The organism is Elusimicrobiales bacterium, from assembly GCA_041651175.1.
Lineage (GTDB): Bacteria > Elusimicrobiota > Elusimicrobia > Elusimicrobiales > Elusimicrobiaceae > JAQTYB01.
Window position 1 is genome coordinate 24,219 of the sequence record JBAZJT010000012.1, and the last position, 22,076, is coordinate 46,294.

The following is a 22,076-nucleotide window of genomic DNA, read 5'->3' on the forward strand; positions in this document are numbered from 1 at the left end:
TATCTAATCTTCTATTGCCAGGATATCCGACATTATCTTCTCTGAAATCTTCCCGTAATCCGCCTTCTCCGCGGCTTCAAAGCGGCAAACACCGCCTATTTTCACCTTCACCGTGCCGAACATGTCATCGCTGCCCATGATTCTGGCCGTGATGACCGGCACTCCGCTTTTGGCCGCCAGAAACCCTATGCCGGCCTGCGGCTTGCCCGGCCTGCCGTCCCTGGACCGGGTCCCTTCCGGAAACAGCGCCACCAGATGCCCCTTCTTAAGCGCGTCCAGCACGGCCCGCAGCGCGCCCAGGTCTCCGCCGGGCTTGCGCCGGTCTATGCAGATAACCTCCACCGTGCGCATCACCCAGCCGATTAACGGAGTGTCAAAAAGCTCTTTCTTGGCCAGGAACCGCACCGGCCTGACCCGCCCGGCGCAGCATTCCAATACGGGCGGGTCCGCGTTGGAGAGGTGATTGCACGCCAGTATAGCCCCGCCGGAACGCGGAATTTTCTCCAGCCCCTCCGCCTCAACCTGGTAAAAAGTTTCCACGTAGAGGCGGACAAGGTATCTTATCAAATTTGCGAGCATCTTTTCCGCACTATGACGGCGACGGCGTCGGTCGCCGCCTCCAGAGTGAGTTCCGAGGTGTCCACCACCACGCAGTCCGGCGCTTTCTTAAGCGGCGCGGCGGCGCGGGTGGAGTCGTTTTTGTCCCGCGCGATGATGCCGCGCAGTATCTCGCCGTAATCCGCCGGCAGGCCCTGCCGCTCCAGTTGCAGCACGCGGCGTCTGGCGCGTTTGTCGGGCGCGGCGTCCAGATAAATTTTCAGTTCCGCGTCCGGGAAAACCGCCGTCCCGATATCGCGCCCTTCCATGACCATGCCGCCGTCCGCGCCCAGGGCGCGCTGTATTTCGCGGAACAGTTCGCGCACTGCCGGGTTTTTGGCTATTGCGCTGGAGGTTTTGCTGACCTCCTCGCCGCGCAGTTCGCCGCCGGGGTCCTGTCCGTCCACAAGCGCGCGCAGCACGCCGCCCTCGCCTGCGGCGAAATCCCATTTGGAGGAGTGCGCCGTCCCTGCCACGGCCCCGTCGTCGGACGGGGATATGCCCAGCCGCAGCAGCTTCCACGCCAGGGCGCGGTACATCTCTCCGGTGTTTATAAAGCCGTAGCCCAGCTGGCGCGCAACAGCCATGCCGACGGTGGACTTGCCCACCCCGGCGGGGCCGTCTATGGCGATTAAAATTCCCTTCTTTCTCATTTTGCGACTGCGGCTATTGCGTCCTGCGGGATGGCGGCCTTGTCCACGCGCAACGGTCTGACCCATTTGGTGAAGCCCGACGGTTTCAGCGAATACTCGTTGACCAGGCGGGCCACCTCGGAGATGGGCATGAAATTCTCCCAGTTCACGCGCAGCACGCGCACGCCCGCGCCTTCCATTTCGGAGATGAACTGGTCGTAATTGCGCTGGAGGGCGCGCAGATAGTCCACATCTATGGTCTGCTCCATCACCCGGCCCCGGCTGTGAATGCGCTGTATGGCGGTTTCCGGCCTGCATTCCAGATAAATCATAAGCTGCGGAAACACCAGTTCGCGCAGCACCATGTTGTCAAACAAATCCAGATAGGTGTTGTAGTCCAGGTCGCTGATGATTTTGTCGGGATGCTCGTTGAGCATGCGGGCGAAAATGGTGTCTTCCCATATGGTCCGGTCCTGCACCACGCCGCGGATGCGCCCCAGGCTGATGCGCGAGACGAACTCCCTGTGCTGGCGGAAGCGGTGGTTAAGCAGCCACACCTGCATCATGGTGCCGTAGCTTTTCATGTCCTTGTAAAAATGGGCGAGGTACGGGTTCCCGGCGACTTCTTCCAGGATGGGCTCGAAATTCAGCGCTTTGGCAAGCTCGGTGGTGAGCGTGGATTTGCCCACGCCTATGGTTCCGGCGATTCCTATGTAGCCTTCTGCGAACATAAAAAAATCCTCCCGCATCGGACTGGCGGCGGCTACATCATATCTTTTTTGCCGCCGCCCGCCAAAATCCCCGTCGGGGAAAGATTTGCAAGGAAATTGCAGTTGGCAGCGGGAATCAAAGCGGCCAACGGCAGGCGGCTGAGAGCTGCGCGGCATCCGACGCGCGGCGGGAGAAATTACCCTGCTTTGGAGGCAAGCTCGCCCAGCGACAGCATCGGCAAAAACATCGCTATGACTATGCCGCCGATGACCACGCCCATAAAAACTATAATCAGCGGCTCTATCATGGAAGTAAGTCCCTTGACGGCGGTGTCAACTTCGGTGTCGTAGAAATCCGCGATGCGCACCAGCATGGTATCCAGGCAGCCGGTTTCCTCGCCCACGCCTATCATCTGGATGACCATCGGCGGGAAAATGCCGGCTTTTTTGAGCGGCTCCATCAGCCTGCCGCCTTCCTTGACAGAATCGCGGCAGCTTATAATGGAGTTTTCCACTATCTTGTTGCCCGCCGTGGCGGCGACGGTTTCCAGCCCCTGCAATATCGGCACGCCGGACTTGAGCAACGTGCCCAGCGTGCGCGAAAACTTGGCTATGGACACTTTTTTGAGCAGTATGCCGAACACGGGCAGCTTCAGGGACAGTTCATCCGCCTTTAACTGGACCTGCGGCGACTTGGCGTACATATGCTTCATGGCAAAAAACAGCGAGATAGGAGTTCCAATCACGATGATATAGTGCCCCTTTATAAAATCGGATATGCCTATGACTATACGCGTAACCAGCGGCAGCTCCGCGCCGAAGCCGGCGAAAATGTTCTTGAACGTGGGGATGACAAACATCATAAGGCCTATGGTGATGACAGAGGCGATAAGCCCCACCACTATCGGATACATCATCGCCGCCTTGACCTTGCCCTTCAAGGCCTCCGCCTGCTCCAGATAGGCGGACAGACGCTCCAGAATGGTGTCCAGTATGCCGCCAACCTCGCCGGCGCGTATCATGGCAACATACAGAGTGTTGAATGCCTTCGGATGCTTTTTCATCGCGTCGGCTATGCCCATGCCGGCCTCTATGTCGGCCTTGATAGAGGTTATGACGCTTTTGAACGCCGGATTGTCGGACTGGGCCTCCAGTATGGAGAGGCCCTGCACTATCGGCACGCCGGCCGATACCAGCGTTGAAAGCTGGCGCGAGAAAATCACCAGGTCCTTGGACTTGACACCCGGCTTGAACGGGTTGAGTTTGCTGAAAATGCCACCCTCTTTTTTTGCCGAGATCTCGGCAACGGTCAGCTTCAGAGCGCGCAGGCGGTCAACGGCGGTTCTCTGGTCCGGCGCGTCCAGAACGCCTTCAACCGGACGGCCAGCCGCGTCTTTGGCTTTATAGGCAAACTGCATTATCGGCTATCCTCCGCTGGCAAGCCCGCGCTGGAGATATTTCTTTAGGTCTTCCGGGTCGGTGGAGCGGTTCAGCGCTTCCTGATAGGTTATCTTCTGCTTCAGATACAATTCGCACAGCGACTGGTTCATGGTTACCATGCCGTATTTGCCGCCGGTCTGCATGGTGGTGACAATCTGCTCCACCTTCTGTTCGCGTATGAGGTTGCGCACGGCGGAATTGACCACCAGAATCTCGCAGGCCAGCGCGCGGCTCTGCCCGTTGGAGGATATGACAAGCTGCTGCGCCATTATGCACTGCGACACAAAGGAAAGCTGCACCCGTATCTGCTCCTGCTGATGCGGCGGAAAGACGTCTATGATACGGTTGACGGTTTGCGCCGCATCGCTTGTGTGCAGGGTGGCAAAAACGAGGTGGCCCGTTTCCGCGATATTGAGCGCGGCCTGAATGGTTTCCAGGTCGCGCAATTCGCCCACGAGTATCACATTCGGGTCCTGGCGCAGAATGTGACGCAGCGCGTTGGCAAAAGACTCCGTGTCCGCCCCCACTTCGCGTTGGTTGATTATGCTCTTCTTGTGGCCGTGAACGTACTCTATGGGGTCTTCCACCGTTACGATATGGTATGTGAAATGCTCGTTAAGATAATCTATCATGCTGGCCAGCGTCGTTGACTTGCCGGAACCAGTGGGCCCGGTAACCAGGACAAGGCCTTTTTTGAGCTTCATCAGGTCGTAGACCACCGGGGGCAGGTTTAATTCCTCAAACGTCTTGTAACGCGAGGGGATGGAGCGTATGGCCGCCCCCACCAGCCCGCGCTGGCGGAACACGTTCATGCGCAGCCGCCCCATGCCCTTGATGCCGAAGGCGAAATCCAGCTCGTTGGTGGCTTCAAAGCGCTGGCGCTGGGCGTCGCTCATCAGCGAGAAAACCAACTGCTGGGACATCTCGCCGGTAAGCCGCTCAAACTGGGTGGGGGCCAGCTCTCCGTTAAGCCGCAGTATGGGCGGCGCGCCGGCAGTGATATGCAGGTCGGAAGCGTTTTTCTCATGCATCAGTATGAACAAGTCGCTCATCGTTACCATAAAAAGCCTCCCGCTTCCCGCCGGCAAATCCATCCCTCCGGCTGCGAAAAACAAATGAATGCCGCGTCAGATTGTAACACATTCCCTCCGGCTATTGCAGACCGGGCAACTGGTACTGAATGGGCCTGTCCCGGTTGGGAACATATTTTGTGACCTCAAGTTTCGCCCCGGAAACGCACAGGAAATCGTAGCCGCGCAGGCAGGCGCGCCCGTATGGCCGCGCGCACACTTTGTTGCGCGGATAATGGCACAGCAATTTTATCCTGGCGGGACTGGTCGTAACCTGCACGGTAACCAGATTCCATACCTGCGCGCGCACCGGCGCCGGCACCGACACCCTGTAAAGCTTCAGGAAATTGCGCGTGGTGTACCTGTTAAACCCGACGTATTCGCGCACTTTGCGCTCTATGTCGGACCGCAGAAAACTGTTGTCCCAGGTGTAGTAGTTCATGTTGCGGTGCGATTCAAGCTGCCAGCGGCGCGCGGCGTAGTAAGAAGCTATTTCCAGTTTCTGCACCAGCACAAGCAGCGCGAAAATCTTGGCTATAAAAAAGCACAAAATCATAAACACGGGGAATAACAGAACCACTTCCGTGGTAGCCTGGCCCTTTCTGTTGAATCTCATGGGTAAAGCCTCGTCTGATATTTCGGCGTCGGATACGGCCAGACGCAGTTGTTGCCGGAACTGAAACGCGGGCACTGCGCCGCCACCCGCGCGTGAACGCAGGGAGTGCCCATCGTCTGGCCGCAGCCGTAGCGCCTGAACTCCGCCGATTTCATGAAATATCCGCCGGGCGGATGCCAGCCCTGATACACCTCCACTCCCGGATTGCCGATGCGCGCCAGCGCGTCCCTGTTGGAAATAACGGCCAGCTGGAACAGCCCCGGATCCGGCATATGGATGAGCGGATTGGTCTCCACCACCTTCAGCGGGTCCAGCCCGCCCACGAATTTGCGCGCGGCGAAGTAAACGTCGTGTATATATTTCATTTCGGTCTTGAGCCTGTTGGCCACGAACGGGTTCGGGCCGGCGGTAAGCCCCTGGCTTCCGCAGGTAGAGGGGTTGCGCTGGCAGTCCGGGTCGCTGGTGTTGAGATAATAGGATTTTCGGAAGAAATTGAAATCCGCGGAAAGCCGCTCGTAAACGTCTCTCTGGGAGCCTTCCACCGAGCCCAGCAGCATGTACACCTGCGCCCACAGCTTGTAAATGCCCACCGCCGCCTCCCAGGACAGAATAAGCCGTATCATGCGCGCATGCTTGAACAGGTCAAAGCGCGAGGGGAACTGCGGGTCCTCCACGTTAAGGTCTACGCCGCGCCCCGGGCTGAACAGCAGCGGCCATTTATCCAGGGAGTCCATGTTGGCGTCGTCGCCGCCGGTGTTTTTGGGGAAAGCGCCCATTTCGTAGAGAATGTCAAACAGGCACTCATGCGGCGCGCCGTCGGTGCGTTCCACATAGTTGTCGTTTGGCGGGCAGGAGAAGGCCTCCTTGAATATGCGCGCGGGGAAAGGGCCGTCAACATAAGCCATCCGGTTGAGATAATCGGAAACATTGGTCATCTCAATAAACGCGGCGGAGTCCACGCCGAACTGATGACGTATCTTCTCGCGGGAGAGTTTTGCGGTTTCAAAAAGCAGATACACAAATATCATCAGCGTGGGAATCACCAGCACGGCCGGTATCAGAAGCTGGCCTTTTCGGTTGAGGAATTTTGCCGCCGCAAAACCGGACATATGCCCCCGCCGCTACACGTTTGCGCCGATGACCGCGCCTATTATGGTGAATATCGCGCCCGCTATCCTCATGTGAAACAGCGACACAAACATCAGAAACATCCCCGCCACGGTGGCAAGAATCAGAAGGTATTCCACCGTGTTCTGCCCCCGCTCGGACATGCGACGCGGACGCGCCGGCCCATTCCCCGCTGACAGCAGCAGGAAACCCGCCAGTCTCGCAACACGTTCAACCACGCGCGCAGGCTGTCTTATCGCCATACCTGATATTCATGTTATACATCCGCAACGGCCTGGTGTCCATATCGCGCCGGGCCTCAAGGACAGGGACGGAGCCGCAACCCTCTGTTGAGGCGGGCGCTCCCATCCCCCGGAACACGCTATTCGTCGTCCGTTTCTTCCGCCGGAATCCTGGAGCTTTCAGCCGAAATCAGGCCTTTTTCTATCGCCTTGACCACGGCCTCCGTCCTGCTGGTTACGCACAGCTTCTGGAAGGAGCTGTTGAGATGGTTTTTAATGGTCTTGACGCTGCAACCCATGCCGGCGGCTATTTCCTTGTTGCATTTGCCCTCGCCCAGCAGCGCCATGACGCGCAGCTCCGTCTTGGTGAGCGTCTGGCTGGCCCGCCCGCCCGGCGCGCCGTACTGCTGGAAACTCTTGACCAGCCTGGGCATCATCGCCTGCGGGATCATCATGCCTTCAAACGCAAAAGTCTTTAGCGCGTTGACCAGTTCCGCCGCGGGCAGCATCTTGGAGAGGTAGCCGTTGGCTCCGGCCTGTATGGCCTCCATCACATGCGCCTCGTCCTCAAAGCTGGAGAGCATCAGTATGTTGACGTTGGGCAGCTTCTCGCGCACCTGCCTGGTGGCCGAGATGCCGTCCAGCTTGGGCAGCTTGATGTCCATCAGAATGACATCGGGATTTGTCTTCTCGGCCATGCGGACGGCCTCCAGCCCGTCGGAAGCCTCGCCAGCCACCTTTATGAACTTCTCGTTTTCCAGCAGGTCCTTGACGCCTTCGCGGAACAGCGTCTGATCGTCGGCTATCAGCACGGTGATTATTTTTCTGGGCATGACCCCTCCTTGGCGTTGACATCTTCCGCGGCGGAAGCCGCCGGCAGCGTGAAATTGAACGCGGCGCCTTTGCCGGAGCCTTCGCTTTCCACCCAAATCCTGCCGCTGTGGCTGGTGATTATCTCTTTTGCTATTGAAAGCCCAAGCCCCAGCCTGCCCTTCTGGGAACTCCCCCCCGGCTCGCCCTGGTAGAAGCTGCGGAACAGCTTTGGCAGCACTACGGGGTCTATCCCCTCGCCGCTGTCGCGCACGGAGACGCTGACCTCGTCGGCGCCTGCGGGCTCCACGGTAACCGTTATGGCGCCGCCGCGCGGGGTGTGGCGCACCGCGTTTTCCAGAAGGTTCAGAAGAACCTGGGTCAGCCGTCTGCGGTCGGCGCAGACCATGACGGATTCCATGCCCGGCAATATATTCTCGTTTACCGAGATGTCTTTCTGGCTGGCGCGGGCGCGCGGGCCTTCTATAAGCTCGGAAACCATGGTGGCCACCGAGAAATAGTTTTTTTCCAGCCGGAACTTGCCCTGCTCTATGGAGGCCCAGTCCACCAGGTCGTTTATAAGCCGGGAAATCTGGCTTATACCGTTGACTATGAAGACTATCTTTTTCTGCTGGTCCTCGCTGGGCTTTATGTCGGAAACCAGCATCTCAAAGCTGATTTGCAAAGTCATCAGCGAATTGGACAGGTCGTGCGAGGACATGGACAGGAACTTGGACTTCATGTCGCTAAGCCGGGTAAGCTCCTCGTTTTTCTTCTGCAACTCAGCCACCAGGCCGCGTATGTCCTGCTCCAGCCGCAGTTTTTCAAGCGCCTTGCGTATGGCGCGCTTGAGATAGCTGAAATCCACCGGCTTTATCAGAAAATCGTAGACGGATTCCTGAATGGCGCGCACCGCCGTGTCCAGCGAGGCGTGCGCGGTCATCATCAGAATCTGGCTGTCCTGGTTCAGCCGCCTTATATCGCGGCTTATGTCTATGCCGGTCTTGTCGGGCAGATTGAAATCCATCAGTATGATTTCAAAAAACTCCGCCGCGACGCAGTTCATCGCCTGCGCGCCGTTGGCGGCCTGGGTTACCTGATAACCCTCCATCTCCAGCAGATCCTGGAGGGTTTCGCGCAGATGAGCGTCGTCGTCAACTATTAAAATCCTGGCTTTTGTCATATTGTTATTGCGGCCTGGCGCACAGCGGCAGATACAGCCGAAATGTCGTGCCCCTGCCCGGCTCGCTTTCAACCTCCACTTGGCCTTTGTGCCTATCCGCCGCTTTTCTGACCACGGCAAGCCCCAATCCGGTGCCGCGCGCCTTGGTGGTGAAAAACGGCGCGAAAATCTTTTCCAGCACGTCCTGCGGGATGCCGGGGCCCATATCACTTATGGCGATGACCGCCATGCCGTTTTCGGCGGAGGTGGACACCGCAAGCCTGCCCTGCTGCGGCATAACCTCAACGCCGTTGCCTATTATATTGCGCACGGCCTGCTTTATCTCCTCCGCGTCTATATTGACCCACAGGTCCTGCGGCGCGAAATTCCGCACAACCTCCACATGCGCCGGGAACGGATACGATTCAAGCAAATCCGACATATAGCTGTTAAGGGCGACCGGCTTGAGCATCAGGTCGCGCGTGCGGGCAAAGCCCAGTATCTCGTTTATGATGCCGTTGGCCTGCTGTATCTCGGACTCTATTATCCCGATGTGCTTGGCCACCTTCGGGTCCAGCCCGGACGCCGCGCCCAGCTTGGTCTTTATGAAATAAGTGGAATTGTTGATGACCGCCAGCGGATTGCGTATCTCATGGCCCACGACGGAGGCCATCTGTCCTATGGCGGCAAGCCGCTCCTTCTTGATAAGCTCGTCCAGCGCGGCCTTCAGCTCCCGCGTGCGGGCCTCCACCCGGGTTTCAAGAGAGCTGTTGAGCTGCTCCATCTCCTCCTTGGCGGACATAAGCTCGGCTGTTTTAATGCGCAGCGAATCGCTCATCTGGCCGAATGCGCGGCCCAGGTCGCCTATCTCGTCGTTGGGCATCTTTATTTCCGGCAGGTCCTCGAATTTTCCCTCTCCCAGCATGGCGGCGGCCCGGCGCAATTGCTGTATCGGCAGCACTATGAAATAAGACACCAGATACCCCAGAAACAGCACCACCCCCACCAGCACCGCCAGCGCGCGCGCGCTCTTGAACACCAGGGCCGAGGACGTCTTGTCGGCCACCGAGGCCGGCTGCTGCAAATACACCAGCCAGCCCAGCGAACGCACCTCGGCATAAGAGCAAAGCACCCGCTCCCCGCCGGCAAGGGTCAGTTCCATCCCCCCCTCCCGCTCGGAATTATGCAGCAACACGTTGGCCACCTCCGGCGCAAGCTGCGCGCCGGGCTTGAACGCGGTCTCCATATCCGAATGGGCGACAAGGAAGCCGTCCGGCGCGATGATGGCCGCCTGCGATTTGGAGTTTTCAGGAAATCCGGTTTTCAGAATGCTGCTTATGGCGTTAAGACTCAGCTTGGCCATCAGCACGCCGGCGGGACGGCCCGTGTAGCCGTTGTAAAGCTGGGCCGCCACAATCATTTCCGGGTACTGGCCCTTGAACCGGCTGAGCGAGCCCATGTAATCGCCCCCGCGCATTGCCGCGGCGAAAAACGGCTCCTTTGAAAAATCGCGCAGCGGCGTCGTCGACATCTCGGCAAAGCGCGCAACGCGCAGCACCTCATGGCCCGCCTCGTCCGCCACGGCAAGCTCCAGCAGCGCCGCGTGAATTTGCATAAGCCGGTTCATCACGGCCTGTTTTCCGGCCAGATTCTGCGATTGGAATTCAGACTGCCGCGTGGCATTGACCAGCACGTCGCGGAAGGTGGCGACGTAGCTGTAGACCATGTCGGTCAGGCCGGAGGCCAGAGCGCGCTGGTCGTTTAGCAGCGCCTCCTTTACTATATCCTTGCTCTGTGTGAGGGTATAGTAGCCGACAATGACAAGCGGCCCCAGCGAGACAAGCAGGAGCACGAACAGAAACTTGTAAAACAGCTTTCCGCGGACCGGATATGTTTCCATCGTATGCGGTCCGCCCGGCTTTAACGCCGGGCGGACGTCTTTGCGTCAGCCGACAACACCCGTTCGGGTGCAGAAACCGTTATTTTCCGCAACTGCCCGCATTCGCGGCGGACACAGGCTGTATTTTCTCAAACCCCGGCGTTTTTTTCAACGCCTCCGCCCCGCCTATGACGGAGCGCCCCTCCCACACAAAGGTGGGGGAGCCGTTTATATTCATTTCTTTCGCGAGAGCGGCTTCCGCCTCCAGCAGCGGCCTGGCAGAGTCGAAGGCTGTTATTATCCGCTGCGGGTCTATACCGGCGGCAGAAGCGGCTTTGTCCCAGAGGCTGGAATGGTAATCCTTGTTGCGCTCGGCCAGGTATTTCCAGAATTTGTCCGGATAATCCCTGGCGATGATAAGCTGGCGCAGATTCTCCTCCCATTCGGCGGAGCCGTGCATGCTGGAGAATTGCACAACGCCATCCTTGTCTTTCTCCGCATCAAGGATGTAATGCACCTGCACGGTAGTTCCCTGCGGAAGCAGATTTTTTTCCATCGCATCCATTATGGTCCGCTCGGCCAGCACGCCGTAGGGGCACATGGACATCACATATAAATCAAGCTGCCCCGGCTTTCTGTCCCTGCCGATAAACACGCCTTCACCCGCGCCGTGGTCGAAAACTATATAGCCTCCGGATTTCCTGGCCATGCCCCGTTCAAGGGCGGATTGAAAGGCGGTTTCAACCGCCGTGCTGGTCTCAACCGCGTACAGCGGCAGGAAATCCATTTTCAATTCCTTCAGGCCCGGTATTTTACGCGCGTTTTCGTAAAGCACGGTCGCAAAATTGACCTTCATGCCGGACAGCGCCCTGTTCAGCGAGGCCGAAAATTCCTTGTCCTCCGGCGCGGAAACCGCCCCGCTGGACACGACCACCCATACCTTCACCGGCAACGTAGCGGCCTGTTTGGCGGCCTTGGCCTCGTAAAACCTTTCCGCGGCGGGCAGCCGGCGGTTGAACTCGCCGAAAAGCGAAACCAGCGAATATTCGCCGTCATACCTGCTGCCGGCAATAAGCAACGCCGTGGAAGTTATTTTTCTGCCGGTGACGGATTTGTAGGCCGCCTCCAGCGCATTTTCGCCCTCCCTGGCGTAGAGGGCTTCAAGTTTTTCCGGATTTATGCCGGCATAGGCGGCGGCTTCCGCCCAGGTGCCGGGGCCGTAGCTGAACAGTTTGGCGTTCATATAATCCCACACCTGGCCGGGAAAATGCCTGGCCACAACCGCCAGCCGCTTTGAATCCGCGATATCGCTTTCGCCGCGCGGAGAAAACCATTTCCCGTCTTTTTTCGCGGCCAGCGGCGTGATTGTCAAGTCCAGCTTCCCGCCCATCCGCTGCTTGAGCGCGCCCATGAACATGAACATCTGCCAGGTATTCTGGTCCAGCCCGCCCCACACAATTTCAGCGCGCACGACGCTTCCGTTCGTCCCTGCGGCATGGGCCGGTTTGACCGGGGCCTGCGCGGCGGCTGCGGCGCAGGCAGCGGCGGCGAACACGGCTGCAAAAACCAGTCTTCTCATTTTTTCTCCTTTTGCGAAAGCAGCCTGCGGATTGCGGCGGCAAGCTCGCGCACGTCAAACGGTTTTGTCAGATAATCCCCCGCGCCCAGCGCAAAGCCCTGCTTCTTCTCCTCATCGGTTAGCGAGCGCCCCGTCATCAGTATCACGGAGGCAGAGGGAACCACTTTTTTTATGCTGGCGCAGAAGGCGAACCCGGTCGCGTCGGGAAGCTGAAAATCCGTCAGCGCGGCGTCCGGCGCGAGATGCGCGGCAAGCCGTATGCCGTCTGCCGCAGTGCCGGCATGGGCGCAGTTGAACCCCTCCAGCTCCAGCGTCTCGCACAGACCCTCGGCGAAATTGGCGTCGTCGTCCACCACAAGCACGATGTTTTTGTTCGTATCCATAAGCAGGCTTGGCGTTGTCCGGGCCGCCGGCCAGATCAGGCCGGGGTGCCGGTCCCGTCCCCGGAGCCGGAGGCCGCCGCGTTTTGCGAGGCATCCTGCGCCGGCGCGGAATCGTCGCCGGGCCGGCTTTCGGCGGCAGGCGGCTGCGCCGCTTCCGGCGCCTCGGGAGATTCCTCCGCCGCCTCCAAATTCAGGCAAAGGCCGCGCAGCCCCAGCGCGGTCAGCAAATTGTATATAAACGCCGCGCCCAGCATCATCGCCAGCACCAGCAGCATATATATGACGCCGAACGTGCCCGCCGCCGTCAGCCTGGCGCGCAGGCTCATCGGGTCCATAAGCTCGTTGGGGGCGACAAGGAAGGCCAGCGCTCCGCCGACCAGCCCCATAAGCAGCAGCACCACCGGCACGGGCGACAGCACTATGGATGCCAGCGGCAGGTGTTTTATCTCGTATTTCATGTTCTCCTCCTGAATTTTTCCGCCGTAACGCCGTTTCCGCCGCGGCTGCCCGCCCCGGCGGAAGCGGAACTGCGCAAGCCGCTATTTGGACAGCGGCTCGAAAATTATCAGCGTGCGCTTCAAAGTCCCTTCGGACTGCACCTGAACGGCGCGGACATGGGCCGGCTCTCCCTTGAAGGTAGTGTCGCCTTCAACGGAGGTCTGCGTGGTCTCCATCGCCATGCCTATAAGTTTTAGAACGTCCTGCTGCTGGCTGTCAACTACATCCAGCAGGTGCAGCTTCTGGCCGGGCACCGCCGACATTTCAAAGTTGGCATACAGCACGTTGTTGTCCTCGTCCACCACTATGGCGCGGGAGCCTCTTTTGACGGCGGTCGTCAGCACCGCCTGCCACCAGGCCTGCTCGTGCGCGTGGCGCTGCCGGTCCCGCTCGGTTATGTCGCTTAGCTCCACGCGCACCTTGTCCAGAAACAGCGCCACGGACTCGGCCAGTTCGCCTATTTCGTCGCGGCGGCGGGCGAATTTGATTTCAAAGCTCTTGGTGGAGATGTTGTCTATGCTGTCGCGCAGCACGGACAGCGGCGTTATCACATAATGGCTTAAAAACAGGTAAAGCGGAATGCCAAGCAAAAGCAGCACCCCCGCCGCGCCCACTATGTACTTGCGCATGGCGGAGCTTATAATCCGCTCCGACCCTTCGCGCGAAACCAGCAGATCCAGCACGCCGATTATCACGTTTTCGCGCGCGCGCAGCGGAATTGCTATCTCGTAAAACGGCTGCCCGCGCACCAGATACACTTTCGGATTGCCCGAATAATACGCCTGCGAAACGGCGTTGGTTGCCAGCCCTATCTCCTTTTCATAATCATCCAGCATCATGCCTATGTATTTGGCATGCTTGTGCCAGCGTATGGAGCCTGCGCCGCTGATATAGATTATCTCGGCGATGCGGTTGTCGTTGCGGAACCAGTTCATCACGTCGTACTCGTCCAGCGTGATGACGCGCGGGCTGCGTATGAGCCCGGCGGTAAGATCCGCCGTCTTGAGGCGCGCCATCTCTATAACGTCGTTTTTGAGTTTTTCGTCAAAAGTCCACTTGAAGAGGTTGTAATAGAACACCCCTCCAAGCACCATCACATAAATGCCCACCAGCCCGAACCATACGAACCATTTCGCGGAAAGCTTCATTTATGCACCTATTGCCCGCCGCCGTACATCTGGTCCACGCGCTTGAGACCGGCGTCCGCGTCGGAACTGCCGGGATCCAGTTGCTTGGCCAGCGTCCATTCGTTGCGGGCCTTCTCGTAATCGCCGTCCTGGAAAAATTTCAGGCCGTTCTGGAAATGCTGGGAGGAGGCGCGCCTGTTCTCCTCGCTTACGCCCCCGGCCGGGCCACCCGTCTTTTCCACTCCGGCGGCGTTTTCTCCCAGTTGTCCGGCAATATCCTGCTTGGCGACCTCTTCCGCTTCCTTACGCTCGCGTTCGGCGGCCTCCTCGGCGTCGCGCTTGGCCTTTTCGGCCTTTTCCCTGCGGTACTCTTCCTCACGCTGCATCTGCTCCCTGGCGCGGGCTATAAGCTGCCCCACATAGGCCGAATCATAACCCCAGTCCCTGGCCTTGCCCCAGCTGCCGATGGCGCGAGTGTAAAGCCGCGCGGCGTAGAACTTCCTGCCCTCGTCCACATATGTTCCGGAAATCCCGTCGCGCACCTGGGCCACCAGCTTCTGGGCGCGGCCGTCGCCCGGGGAATAATCAAGCACGGTTTTGAGCGTGGCATAAGATTCCAGGTATTTGCCCTTGCCGTAAAGCTCCAGCGCGGCTTTGAACCTGGTGTCGGCCATCTGGCGGCGCAGCTCGCTTTCGGCCCAGGCTATGCGGGGGGGCAGGCTTCCGTCGTCCGAATCCATAAGCAACGCGTTATACCAGTGGTTCAGGGCGCAACGCATGTCGCCGCGCTGGTAGCACTGCTGGCCGCGCGCCACATAATCCGCCGCGATTTCCCCGCGAATCTGACGAAGGAATTCCAGCGCCTTCTTGTCCCCGGGGGACAGCTTGAGCAGTTCCTCCAGCTTGTTGGCGGCCTCCACCTTTCTGCCGGATTCGTGGAGTGCCGTGGCCTCGTCCATCCTGGCTTTAATCAGCGCGCGTCTGGCCGCCGCCGTGCCTACGGGGCCGATAACAGTGCAGGCCTGCGCAAGCACCTGGGCATCGGTGTAGGAAGGATCTATGGCGGCGATTTTGCCCGCCAGTTCCTGCGCCCGCGCACAGTCGCCACGGCGGTAATACTCCAGCGCGTCGGCATAAATGCCTTCCAGCATTTTACGCTGTATCTTCTGCTTCTCCAGCTGAACCGTGGTGAGAAACTGCCTCTTTTCCTCAAGTCCCGACACCGAGCCAAGCCCCAGCTTGCTAAGCCCCAGAAACAACCCCTCCATGCTGGTAGCGCCGCCGGACGCGGGCGCGGAGGCGCGCGCGCAAACGGCAACCGCCGCCGTGGCGGCGGCGGCAATCAGCACAGCGCGCGCGAAGCGGGGAAAACCCATATATTAAAACGGCATTCCTCCCTTTAGCAGATCGCTTACCATGGGCGCGAGCATGAGTATAAACACCGTCGGAAATATGAACACGAAAAGCGGAATTAACATCTTTGTGGAAGCCTGCGCCGCCAGCCGCTCGGCGCGGTTGATGCGCCGGAAGCGCATGTCGGACGAGAAATTGCGCATCAGGTCCACCAGGCTGGTGCCCAGCTCGTCGGACTGTATGATGAGGCCCACGAAAGAGCGCACTTCCTGCAGCCCGGTGCGCAGCGCCATGCGCCGCAGCGCCTCCCGGCGGGAACGGCCCAGTTGCACCTCGTGCAGCATCATCTCCACCTCAAATTCAAGCGCGGTCCTGACGGGTGTGGTTTTTATAATCCTCTCAAAAGCGGTCATGTAGTCTATGCCGGCTTCTATGATAAGGGCCGCCAGATCCACCAGCGTCGGGAAGTTGCCCAGAATCTCCTCCTGGCGCTTCTGAATCCTGCCAAGAAATATCAGGTCCGGGAACATGAATCCCAGCGGCGCCAGGGCGATAAAATAGGCCGAGCCGGTTATAAGCACCGCCACCGTCGGCACCACCACCCCCACAATTTCCTTGAGGTGCAGCATTTGCAGCGCGTCCGGCTTGGTGGGGCTGCCCAGCAGCATGTGCATGGTTTCCAGCTTGGTCTGCATGCCCATGCGCTTTGCCAGGAACAGGTCTATCTTGTCCAGCATTCCGCCGTCGGGATCCAGCTTGTCAAAGACGGAGGTGCCTTTTACGGCTTTTTCCTTGACCAGGTCGCTAAGCGACGCCTCGTCCTTGGGCGGCGGCGCGAAAAAACGCTGCACCAGCACGAAAACCGCCATCGTGCTGATAACCGCCAGCACCAGCATCACCACATATGCCGCGTCAAGCTGCCCCATGATTTACACCTTTATGTTGCCCAGGCTCTGCACCACTTTCATGCCTATGGCTATCCACACCGCGCAGAAAAACAATACGCCCGCGCCTATCGGGGTGAAATAGAACTTGGACATAAGCTCGCCCTGGAACATGAACATTATGCCCAGCATTATCCAGGGCATTATGCCCACCACTATGGACTGTATTTTCTGCTGGGCGGTGAGGGATTTCACCTTCTCCTCCAGCTTGCTTTCCTCGCGAATATAGTCCACTATGCGCTCGAAAATCTTGGTGAGGTTGCCGCCCACCTGGCGCTGAAGCACTATGGCGCGTATCATATAGGCCAGCAGGCGGCTGGCGACGCGCTCCTCCATGCCTTCCATCGCGCGCTCAAAGGTGGCGCCGAGCTGGTAGTTTTTAATGACAAGCCCGAACTCCTCGGAAATGGGCGCCTGCAGGTCGCGCGCCACAAGGTCAAACCCCTGCACTATGTCCAGACCGGATTTGAGCGAGTTTGAAAGCAGTATTATCGCGTCCATGAGCTGGACGTCTATCTTTCTGCCGCGCCGCAGCTTGAGCGAGTTCAGCACCCACATCGGCATATGCAGCCCCAGATAGAGCCCCATGCCGGTAAGGCCGAAAAACGCCAGCAGGCTGCCGGAAAACGCGCCGCCTATCATGAACACCACCACCGGCGTCATCACCAGATACTGCACCCTGACGCGCAGGAACTGCCTGTTGAAAGCGTCCGTCCAGGCGGTAACGCGGGTCATGTAATCCTCGGCCAGGCGGTTGAAGCCCTCGTCGTCCTTGCCTATCACCTTGCGCACGCCGAAAAAGATAACCAGCACGCCCAGCAGCTTGAGCGCGACGGGAATATATTCGTCCAGAGGGGACGGCTCCACCTTCACTTTCTGGTGGCGAGGCGGCCCGAAAAGCTGCGAAAACGCACCCTGGCTGAACGTGGCGGTCATGTTCACGGCATTGTTGAAGCGGGTGTTATTGTTGCTGGAAATAGATTCCGCCACGGCTTCCATCTGGCGCATGATGGAATCGTAATACGACATCAGCGTCCTGCCGCGGCCATTCATCGCGTCATGCTGGTGCGCGCGGTAAATACGGTCCAGCGACATCTGGTAGCGCACCCTTATGTCCGCGTATTCCTTTATCAGCAGGCCCGGCGGTATGCCTTGGCCGCCTTCAAACTTGTCGCGCGCGGGGAAGGTGCGTTTTGTCAGGTCGAAAAACGAGTAAAGCAGCGAAATGGGGGTCTGCCAGAGGTTGGCTTCGCTCAAATCGCCCTCCACCGGGTCCCGCCAGGCTTTTTTGGACATCATGGAAGGAAGATTGTCCTCAAACCAGCGGGGAATGTGATAGCGGTACTGCCCTCCGCCGCAGACAAGAGTGAAATCGTTGAATTCGGCCTTGCGGGCGGGATCGTAGTAGTAGAAGAAAAGCTGCATCTTCTTGGCGGCGCAGTCCACATTGTTGTAGCGCGCCTGCCGTCCGGCGTCGGCTCCGAATATCTGCGCTCCGGCGGCGACAGCAAACGCGGCCAGCCACGCCAGCGCCAGGACCTGAACCCGAATCTGCATTCTCATCTCCGGCGGACCTTCTTCTGCTCGTCGGTCCAGAAGGCGTCTATCGGAACCTGTATGCCCTTGGCCGCGAATTCGGGATAGAACTTGGGCGGGTCGCCCGTGGGCGAGAATTTGCCTATGACCTTGCCGCGCTCGTCCACGCCCACCTGGGTGTAACGGAAAATATCGTGCGTCAGAATCTGGTTCTCCTCGCGGCCCGTAACCTCGGTGATATAGGTAACCTTGCGCGAGCCATCGCCGAAACGGGTGAGCTGCACCACCATGTGCACGGCGGAGCATATCATCTCGCGCAGCGCCCAGATGGGCAGTTCCGCGCCGGCCAGCAGGCACATCGCCTCAAGACGGGTGAAAGTGTCGCGCGGGTTGTTGGCGTGGATGGTGGTCAGCGAGCCTTCATGGCCCGTGTTCATCGCCTGCAACATGTCCAGCGCCTCGGCGCCGCGGCACTCCCCGACCACTATGCGGTCGGGGCGCATGCGCAGGCAGTTCTTTACAAGGTCGCGTATGGTGATTTCGCCCTTTCCCTCTATGTTGGGCGGCCTGCTTTCAAGACGTATCCAGTGATTCTGCTGAAGACGCAGTTCCGCGGTGTCTTCCACGGTGATGATGCGCTCGTCCTCCGGGATATAGCTGGAGAGCGCGTTAAGAAAAGTGGTTTTACCGGTGCCGGTGCCGCCGCTGACTATGATGTTCTTGCGCAGCAACACGCAGGCCTTCAGGAAGTCCATCGCCTCGCGGCTGATGGATCCGAGCCGGTAATAATCCTCCGGTCCCAGCGGTTTCTGCGAGAAGCGGCGTATGGTAAGCGTGGGGCCGGAAACCGCCAGCGGCCTTATGATGGCGTTAACGCGCGAGCCGTCTCCCAGCCGGGCGTCCACCAGCGGGACGGATTCGTCTATGCGCTTGCCCAGCGGCGAGACTATTCTTTTTATCACCTGGACTATATGGTCCTCGTCGCGGAAGTGAACCTTGGTATGGACTATTTTGCCTGAGCGTTCCGTGTAGACCCTGTCCGGCGCGTTCACCATGACTTCCGATATGGACGGGTCGCGCATCAGCTCTTCCAGCGGGCCAAGTCCCAGGATTTCGTCCATCAGTTCGCTGACAAAACGTATGCGCTGCTCGCGGCTGAGCTGGAGATTGGGCTGCTTGCCCAGCAGCTGGTCGGCTATGCTGGAGACTTTGGCGCGGGTTTCGGCATTGGCGGCGGCATTGTCGCTTATCCTGATATGCTCTATCTCAAGCATCTTGATGACGTCGCGGTGCACCTGCTGTTTCAATTCCTCCCAGAACGCCGGCACCGCCACCAGCGGCGCCGACGAGGCGGACTGGGCCTGCTCCTGCGCCGCGCTCTGCGACTGCTGGGGCACCACATGCACGCCCCCGCCGATAGACTTGGGCGTGGCCCACAGCGCGCTGGCTGCCTGGGTAAAATCCTCGTCCGAAACGGCGGAAGCCCAGTTTTTTTCTATCGGCTGAACATTGAGAACGCGGCTAAGCAGCATCCGCAGCCCCTTGACCCACAGCGACTGCGGCTGCTCCACCACCTCCAGCTTGAGCTGGTTGGCCAGGAACGGAATGCTTTCCTCCCACGGCAGGAACACCAGCACTTTCTTGTTGAGCTGGTTGAAAAATTTCTCTATCTCCTCCGGCTCTATGGAGCCGGGCAGGTCGTAGCGGTTGCAGATGACCTCAAAACGGTCCAGAGGGAAATGCATCTCGCGGTAATCCTGGAACATGCCCACGGTGGCGTTGAGGTGCGCGCGCGACGGCTCCGTCACCCACATCACTATGTCGGAGATGTCAAAGGCGAAGGTCTGCATCGGGAAATTGGATTCAACGTCCAGAAAAATGTCAAAAGTCTGGGACAGCTTGGACAGCATCGGCAGCATCACGCGGGGCGAAATTTTCTGTATGTCGGAGCGTTTGGTGGCCAGCGGCAGCACGCCCACCCCCCATTGCGAGATGGGGATTTTGCCTTTTAGCAGGCCGCCGGCTATGGTGAGCGACTGCGCGCCCAGGCTGCGCACCAGATCCGCCACCGAAGGCGGGTTAAGCCCCAGAAACTGCGCATGCTCGCAGCGGGCCAGCGGGTCCAGCGGGACAATCAGCACCGTCCTGCGCTGTATGCCCGCCCATGCCAGCGCGAGGTTGAGGGCTATGGTGGTCTTGCCCACCCCCTCCTTGGGACCGGCGAAAACTATTATCTTGGACTGCGCCGCCGAACTTTGCGTTGGCGTGTCAACCATACTATTTCACAAGCTCCACCGTTACAAACAGAAACAGCGACGTCTGGGTTTCCACCACGTCGGTCTGCTTAAACAGCAGCCCCAGCAGCGGTATTTTGCCCAGGAACGGCACGCGCGAGACCGACACGTTGCGCGTGCTCTGCTTGAGGCCGCCCAGCACCATGGTCTCGCCGCTTTTAAGCTCCACCTCGGTCTGGAGCTGGCGGGTTACCATGGAAGGCACCGTGGTGTTCTGCACCGTAACAGTCTTGGAATAATCGGGGTTGGAAACTTCAAGCTGAAGCTGCACGTCTATGGCGTTCTTTTTCTCCGGCATGACGACGGGCAGGATATTCAGTATGACGCCGTATTTCTTGTAATCGGCGCCGACGCCCTGATTGTTGGTATAGGGAATCGGTATCTCTCCGCCCACCACGAAATTGGCCTGCGTGCCGCTTTTTGTCAGCACTTTGGGATTGGAGAGGATTTGCGCCCTGCCTTCCTGCTCCATCAGCTTCAGCGAGGTGGCAAGGCCGGTTTTGCGTTCAAAATCGCCGATTCTGAATATGCCGGGTATGGAGGTTTCGGCGAAATCAAACTGCTGGTTCCAGGTGAAGCCCTTTGTGGTTTGCTCGGAGCCGGATATTTCAACGACATCCGCGCTGACGGCCACGATGTCCGCGCCCGGAGCGTCCTGCGCCGATGCCTGCGGCGCGGCAAGCGCCGCCGCCCATGCCGCTATAAGCGGCACGGGCAGCAGCAATTTCGCGGAGCGGTATTTTTTCATGTTACTTGGGCGTAAAGAGCTTCTTGAAGCTGGCCATTTCCATGGCGTGCATTTCGGTGTCGCCCAGACCGCGCACGACTATGGCGATTTTGCCCACTTCCTGCGCCAGCGCCAGATACTGCACCTCTATCGGGTTAAGGGCAATGCTGACGGAGCCGCGCTCGGCGAAAGCGGCCTCTGTCTCCTCTTTCTTCTCTTTTGAAGCGGCCAGCTTGGCATCCATCCCCTGGCCCAGGTTGCTGCCCACCCCCAGCACCAGCACATTCTGAAGTATGGTGGCGGTAACCTTTTCCTTGCGCCCGTCTGCCATCACGGCGTCAAAGGTAACCAGCACATCCACCCTGTCGCCGGGTTTGACAAGTTTGAGAATGTCATTGTCCGCCGAAAGTATGGAGCCGCGGAATCCGGGCGGTATTTTCACGCTCAGTCCGGATTCGGGGCTGAGCTCCATCAGCGCGTACTGGGTTATCTGGTTGCCCTTGGGGATGCGCACGGCGGTAACGAGGTTGACCAGCTTTTTTACGTCCGCGAAAGAGACCACCTCATACGAGTCCGCCTGCATGTACTGGGCCGGGACGTCTTCCACCGCTATCAAATCTTCCTTGAGGACGGTGCGCGGTGGCAAATCCGCGTTGGCCACTATCACTTTCTTCATGGTATAAGACTGGCGCAGCGCGTTTTCCTTGCTGGTAAGCACCATCCAGTATATCATCGCGGCGCCAATCGCCAGAATAAGAGGAATCAGCATCCCTTTCTTTTCCATCACCAGCTCCTTGATGTTGAGGCGCGCGCGCCCCTTATCAGTCAAACACCGGTTTTTCTATGGGCATGCGCACCGTCGCGGTTATCCTTTTGCGCCCCCTCATGCCCGAAGAGGCCAGAATCACGTTCGGCCCCGGAAAAACAAGCTTCGCGTTATATGTCAGCGAAACCACTATATCCTCGTTAAGATGCGCGCCCACCGTAACCTGCGGGTCCACTCCGGTGGCCTCCGTCTTGACGCCCAACTGCGTTCCGCCGGCGGGGAACATCTGCTTGAGCGCAGCGTACATTTTGCCGCGCGCCAGGCTTATGTTGGAAGAGGCCACGCGCGACGAGCCCTGATTCGGCCCCGCCACCAGCGAGCCTATCCTGGCAAGCTCGTAGGCGCAGTGATGCACCAGTATGGTCTGGAACGCTATATTGCCTATCTCCATGATGAAAAACATCATCAGCACGAAAATCGGCAGTATAAGCAGCAGTTCCACCACCGTCTGCCCGCGCCGCCGCGCGCGCGCCAGCGCGCCGGTAATAGGCGCGCCGAGACTGCAATTGAATGCGGCGACGGGCATAAGTCTCCCCGCCGGACG

Annotated in this window: 22 protein-coding genes; all 22 read right to left on the reverse strand. The window is 59.1% G+C overall.

Features of this window, described 5'->3' with window-relative positions:
• Positions 1-3: 3 nt before the first annotated feature.
• The 22 genes from WC421_07780 to WC421_07885 all read right to left on the reverse strand — a co-directional run bounded on the left by WC421_07780 (position 4) and on the right by WC421_07885 (position 22,058).
• Complete coding sequence (locus WC421_07780; protein ID MFA5162131.1) at positions 4-567, reverse strand: lysophospholipid acyltransferase family protein; 564 nt, start codon at positions 565-567, stop codon at positions 4-6.
• Positions 564-1,250, reverse strand: a complete 687-nt coding sequence (cmk, locus tag WC421_07785; protein ID MFA5162132.1) for a (d)CMP kinase — start codon at positions 1,248-1,250, stop codon at positions 564-566. The genes WC421_07780 and cmk overlap by 4 nt, the downstream gene beginning before the upstream one ends.
• A complete protein-coding gene (locus WC421_07790; GenBank protein ID MFA5162133.1) occupies positions 1,247-1,960 on the reverse strand; it encodes a deoxynucleoside kinase in 714 nt (237 codons plus the stop codon). The genes cmk and WC421_07790 overlap by 4 nt, the downstream gene beginning before the upstream one ends.
• 176 nt (positions 1,961-2,136) lie before the next feature.
• A complete protein-coding gene (locus WC421_07795; GenBank protein ID MFA5162134.1) occupies positions 2,137-3,357 on the reverse strand; it encodes a type II secretion system F family protein in 1,221 nt (406 codons plus the stop codon).
• 6 nt (positions 3,358-3,363) lie between these two features.
• On the reverse strand, positions 3,364-4,440 hold the full coding sequence (locus tag WC421_07800) for a type IV pilus twitching motility protein PilT (protein ID MFA5162135.1): 1,077 nt from the start codon (positions 4,438-4,440) through the stop codon (positions 3,364-3,366).
• A 91-nt stretch (positions 4,441-4,531) separates the two neighbouring features.
• Positions 4,532-5,065, reverse strand: coding sequence for a TadE family protein (locus tag WC421_07805; protein ID MFA5162136.1), 534 nt, complete (start codon positions 5,063-5,065; stop codon positions 4,532-4,534).
• Positions 5,062-6,174, reverse strand: coding sequence for a hypothetical protein (locus WC421_07810; protein MFA5162137.1), 1,113 nt, complete (start codon positions 6,172-6,174; stop codon positions 5,062-5,064). The genes WC421_07805 and WC421_07810 overlap by 4 nt, the downstream gene beginning before the upstream one ends.
• Before the next feature lie 12 nt (positions 6,175-6,186).
• Complete coding sequence (locus tag WC421_07815; GenBank protein ID MFA5162138.1) at positions 6,187-6,435, reverse strand: hypothetical protein; 249 nt, start codon at positions 6,433-6,435, stop codon at positions 6,187-6,189.
• Positions 6,436-6,554: 119 nt separating this feature from the next.
• Entirely contained in the window at positions 6,555-7,247 is a 693-nt protein-coding gene (locus WC421_07820) for a response regulator transcription factor (GenBank protein MFA5162139.1), read from the reverse strand.
• Positions 7,232-8,407, reverse strand: coding sequence for a hybrid sensor histidine kinase/response regulator (locus tag WC421_07825; protein ID MFA5162140.1), 1,176 nt, complete (start codon positions 8,405-8,407; stop codon positions 7,232-7,234). The genes WC421_07820 and WC421_07825 overlap by 16 nt, the downstream gene beginning before the upstream one ends.
• A gap of 4 nt (positions 8,408-8,411) precedes the next feature.
• Entirely contained in the window at positions 8,412-10,286 is a 1,875-nt protein-coding gene (locus tag WC421_07830) for an ATP-binding protein (GenBank protein MFA5162141.1), read from the reverse strand.
• 79 nt (positions 10,287-10,365) lie between these two features.
• A complete protein-coding gene (locus tag WC421_07835; protein ID MFA5162142.1) occupies positions 10,366-11,844 on the reverse strand; it encodes a hypothetical protein in 1,479 nt (492 codons plus the stop codon).
• Complete coding sequence (locus WC421_07840) at positions 11,841-12,227, reverse strand: response regulator transcription factor (GenBank protein MFA5162143.1); 387 nt, start codon at positions 12,225-12,227, stop codon at positions 11,841-11,843. Before WC421_07840 ends, WC421_07835 begins: the two co-directional genes overlap by 4 nt.
• Before the next feature lie 35 nt (positions 12,228-12,262).
• On the reverse strand, positions 12,263-12,685 hold the full coding sequence (locus WC421_07845) for a hypothetical protein (protein MFA5162144.1): 423 nt from the start codon (positions 12,683-12,685) through the stop codon (positions 12,263-12,265).
• A gap of 81 nt (positions 12,686-12,766) precedes the next feature.
• Complete coding sequence (locus WC421_07850; GenBank protein ID MFA5162145.1) at positions 12,767-13,873, reverse strand: hypothetical protein; 1,107 nt, start codon at positions 13,871-13,873, stop codon at positions 12,767-12,769.
• Positions 13,874-13,881: 8 nt separating this feature from the next.
• A complete protein-coding gene (locus tag WC421_07855; protein MFA5162146.1) occupies positions 13,882-15,228 on the reverse strand; it encodes a hypothetical protein in 1,347 nt (448 codons plus the stop codon).
• Between the two features lie 3 nt (positions 15,229-15,231).
• Positions 15,232-16,131 (reverse strand): type II secretion system F family protein, encoded by a 900-nt coding sequence (locus WC421_07860; GenBank protein ID MFA5162147.1) that lies wholly within the window; start codon positions 16,129-16,131, stop codon positions 15,232-15,234.
• A 3-nt stretch (positions 16,132-16,134) separates the two neighbouring features.
• A complete protein-coding gene (locus tag WC421_07865; GenBank protein MFA5162148.1) occupies positions 16,135-17,706 on the reverse strand; it encodes a type II secretion system F family protein in 1,572 nt (523 codons plus the stop codon).
• 2 nt (positions 17,707-17,708) lie between these two features.
• Positions 17,709-19,961 (reverse strand): ATPase, T2SS/T4P/T4SS family, encoded by a 2,253-nt coding sequence (locus tag WC421_07870; GenBank protein MFA5162149.1) that lies wholly within the window; start codon positions 19,959-19,961, stop codon positions 17,709-17,711.
• Position 19,962: 1 nt separating this feature from the next.
• Positions 19,963-20,727: a type II and III secretion system protein gene (locus WC421_07875; protein ID MFA5162150.1), complete on the reverse strand. Its 765-nt coding sequence runs from the start codon at positions 20,725-20,727 to the stop codon at positions 19,963-19,965.
• Position 20,728: 1 nt separating this feature from the next.
• Entirely contained in the window at positions 20,729-21,535 is an 807-nt protein-coding gene (cpaB, locus tag WC421_07880; GenBank protein MFA5162151.1) for a Flp pilus assembly protein CpaB, read from the reverse strand.
• Positions 21,528-22,058: a TadE family protein gene (locus WC421_07885; protein ID MFA5162152.1), complete on the reverse strand. Its 531-nt coding sequence runs from the start codon at positions 22,056-22,058 to the stop codon at positions 21,528-21,530. The genes cpaB and WC421_07885 overlap by 8 nt, the downstream gene beginning before the upstream one ends.
• Positions 22,059-22,076 lie beyond the last annotated feature (18 nt).

Bases quoted from the DNA above. Each gene is read 5' to 3' on its own strand.
- cmk (MFA5162132.1), bottom strand. From the start codon at position 1,250: ATGAGAAAGAAGGGAATTTTAATCGCCATAGACGGCCCCGCCGGGGTG.
- WC421_07790 (MFA5162133.1), bottom strand. From the start codon at position 1,960: ATGTTCGCAGAAGGCTACATAGGAATCGCCGGAACCATAGGCGTGGGC.
- WC421_07795 (MFA5162134.1), bottom strand. From the start codon at position 3,357: ATGCAGTTTGCCTATAAAGCCAAAGACGCGGCTGGCCGTCCGGTTGAA.
- WC421_07800 (MFA5162135.1), bottom strand. From the start codon at position 4,440: ATGGTAACGATGAGCGACTTGTTCATACTGATGCATGAGAAAAACGCT.
- WC421_07805 (MFA5162136.1), bottom strand. From the start codon at position 5,065: ATGAGATTCAACAGAAAGGGCCAGGCTACCACGGAAGTGGTTCTGTTA.
- WC421_07810 (MFA5162137.1), bottom strand. From the start codon at position 6,174: ATGTCCGGTTTTGCGGCGGCAAAATTCCTCAACCGAAAAGGCCAGCTT.
- WC421_07815 (MFA5162138.1), bottom strand. From the start codon at position 6,435: ATGGCGATAAGACAGCCTGCGCGCGTGGTTGAACGTGTTGCGAGACTG.
- WC421_07820 (MFA5162139.1), bottom strand. From the start codon at position 7,247: ATGCCCAGAAAAATAATCACCGTGCTGATAGCCGACGATCAGACGCTG.
- WC421_07825 (MFA5162140.1), bottom strand. From the start codon at position 8,407: ATGACAAAAGCCAGGATTTTAATAGTTGACGACGACGCTCATCTGCGC.
- WC421_07830 (MFA5162141.1), bottom strand. From the start codon at position 10,286: ATGGAAACATATCCGGTCCGCGGAAAGCTGTTTTACAAGTTTCTGTTC.
- WC421_07835 (MFA5162142.1), bottom strand. From the start codon at position 11,844: ATGAGAAGACTGGTTTTTGCAGCCGTGTTCGCCGCCGCTGCCTGCGCC.
- WC421_07840 (MFA5162143.1), bottom strand. From the start codon at position 12,227: ATGGATACGAACAAAAACATCGTGCTTGTGGTGGACGACGACGCCAAT.
- WC421_07845 (MFA5162144.1), bottom strand. From the start codon at position 12,685: ATGAAATACGAGATAAAACACCTGCCGCTGGCATCCATAGTGCTGTCG.
- WC421_07850 (MFA5162145.1), bottom strand. From the start codon at position 13,873: ATGAAGCTTTCCGCGAAATGGTTCGTATGGTTCGGGCTGGTGGGCATT.
- WC421_07855 (MFA5162146.1), bottom strand. From the start codon at position 15,228: ATGGGTTTTCCCCGCTTCGCGCGCGCTGTGCTGATTGCCGCCGCCGCC.
- WC421_07860 (MFA5162147.1), bottom strand. From the start codon at position 16,131: ATGGGGCAGCTTGACGCGGCATATGTGGTGATGCTGGTGCTGGCGGTT.
- WC421_07865 (MFA5162148.1), bottom strand. From the start codon at position 17,706: ATGCAGATTCGGGTTCAGGTCCTGGCGCTGGCGTGGCTGGCCGCGTTT.
- WC421_07870 (MFA5162149.1), bottom strand. From the start codon at position 19,961: ATGGTTGACACGCCAACGCAAAGTTCGGCGGCGCAGTCCAAGATAATA.
- WC421_07875 (MFA5162150.1), bottom strand. From the start codon at position 20,727: ATGAAAAAATACCGCTCCGCGAAATTGCTGCTGCCCGTGCCGCTTATA.
- WC421_07885 (MFA5162152.1), bottom strand. From the start codon at position 22,058: ATGCCCGTCGCCGCATTCAATTGCAGTCTCGGCGCGCCTATTACCGGC.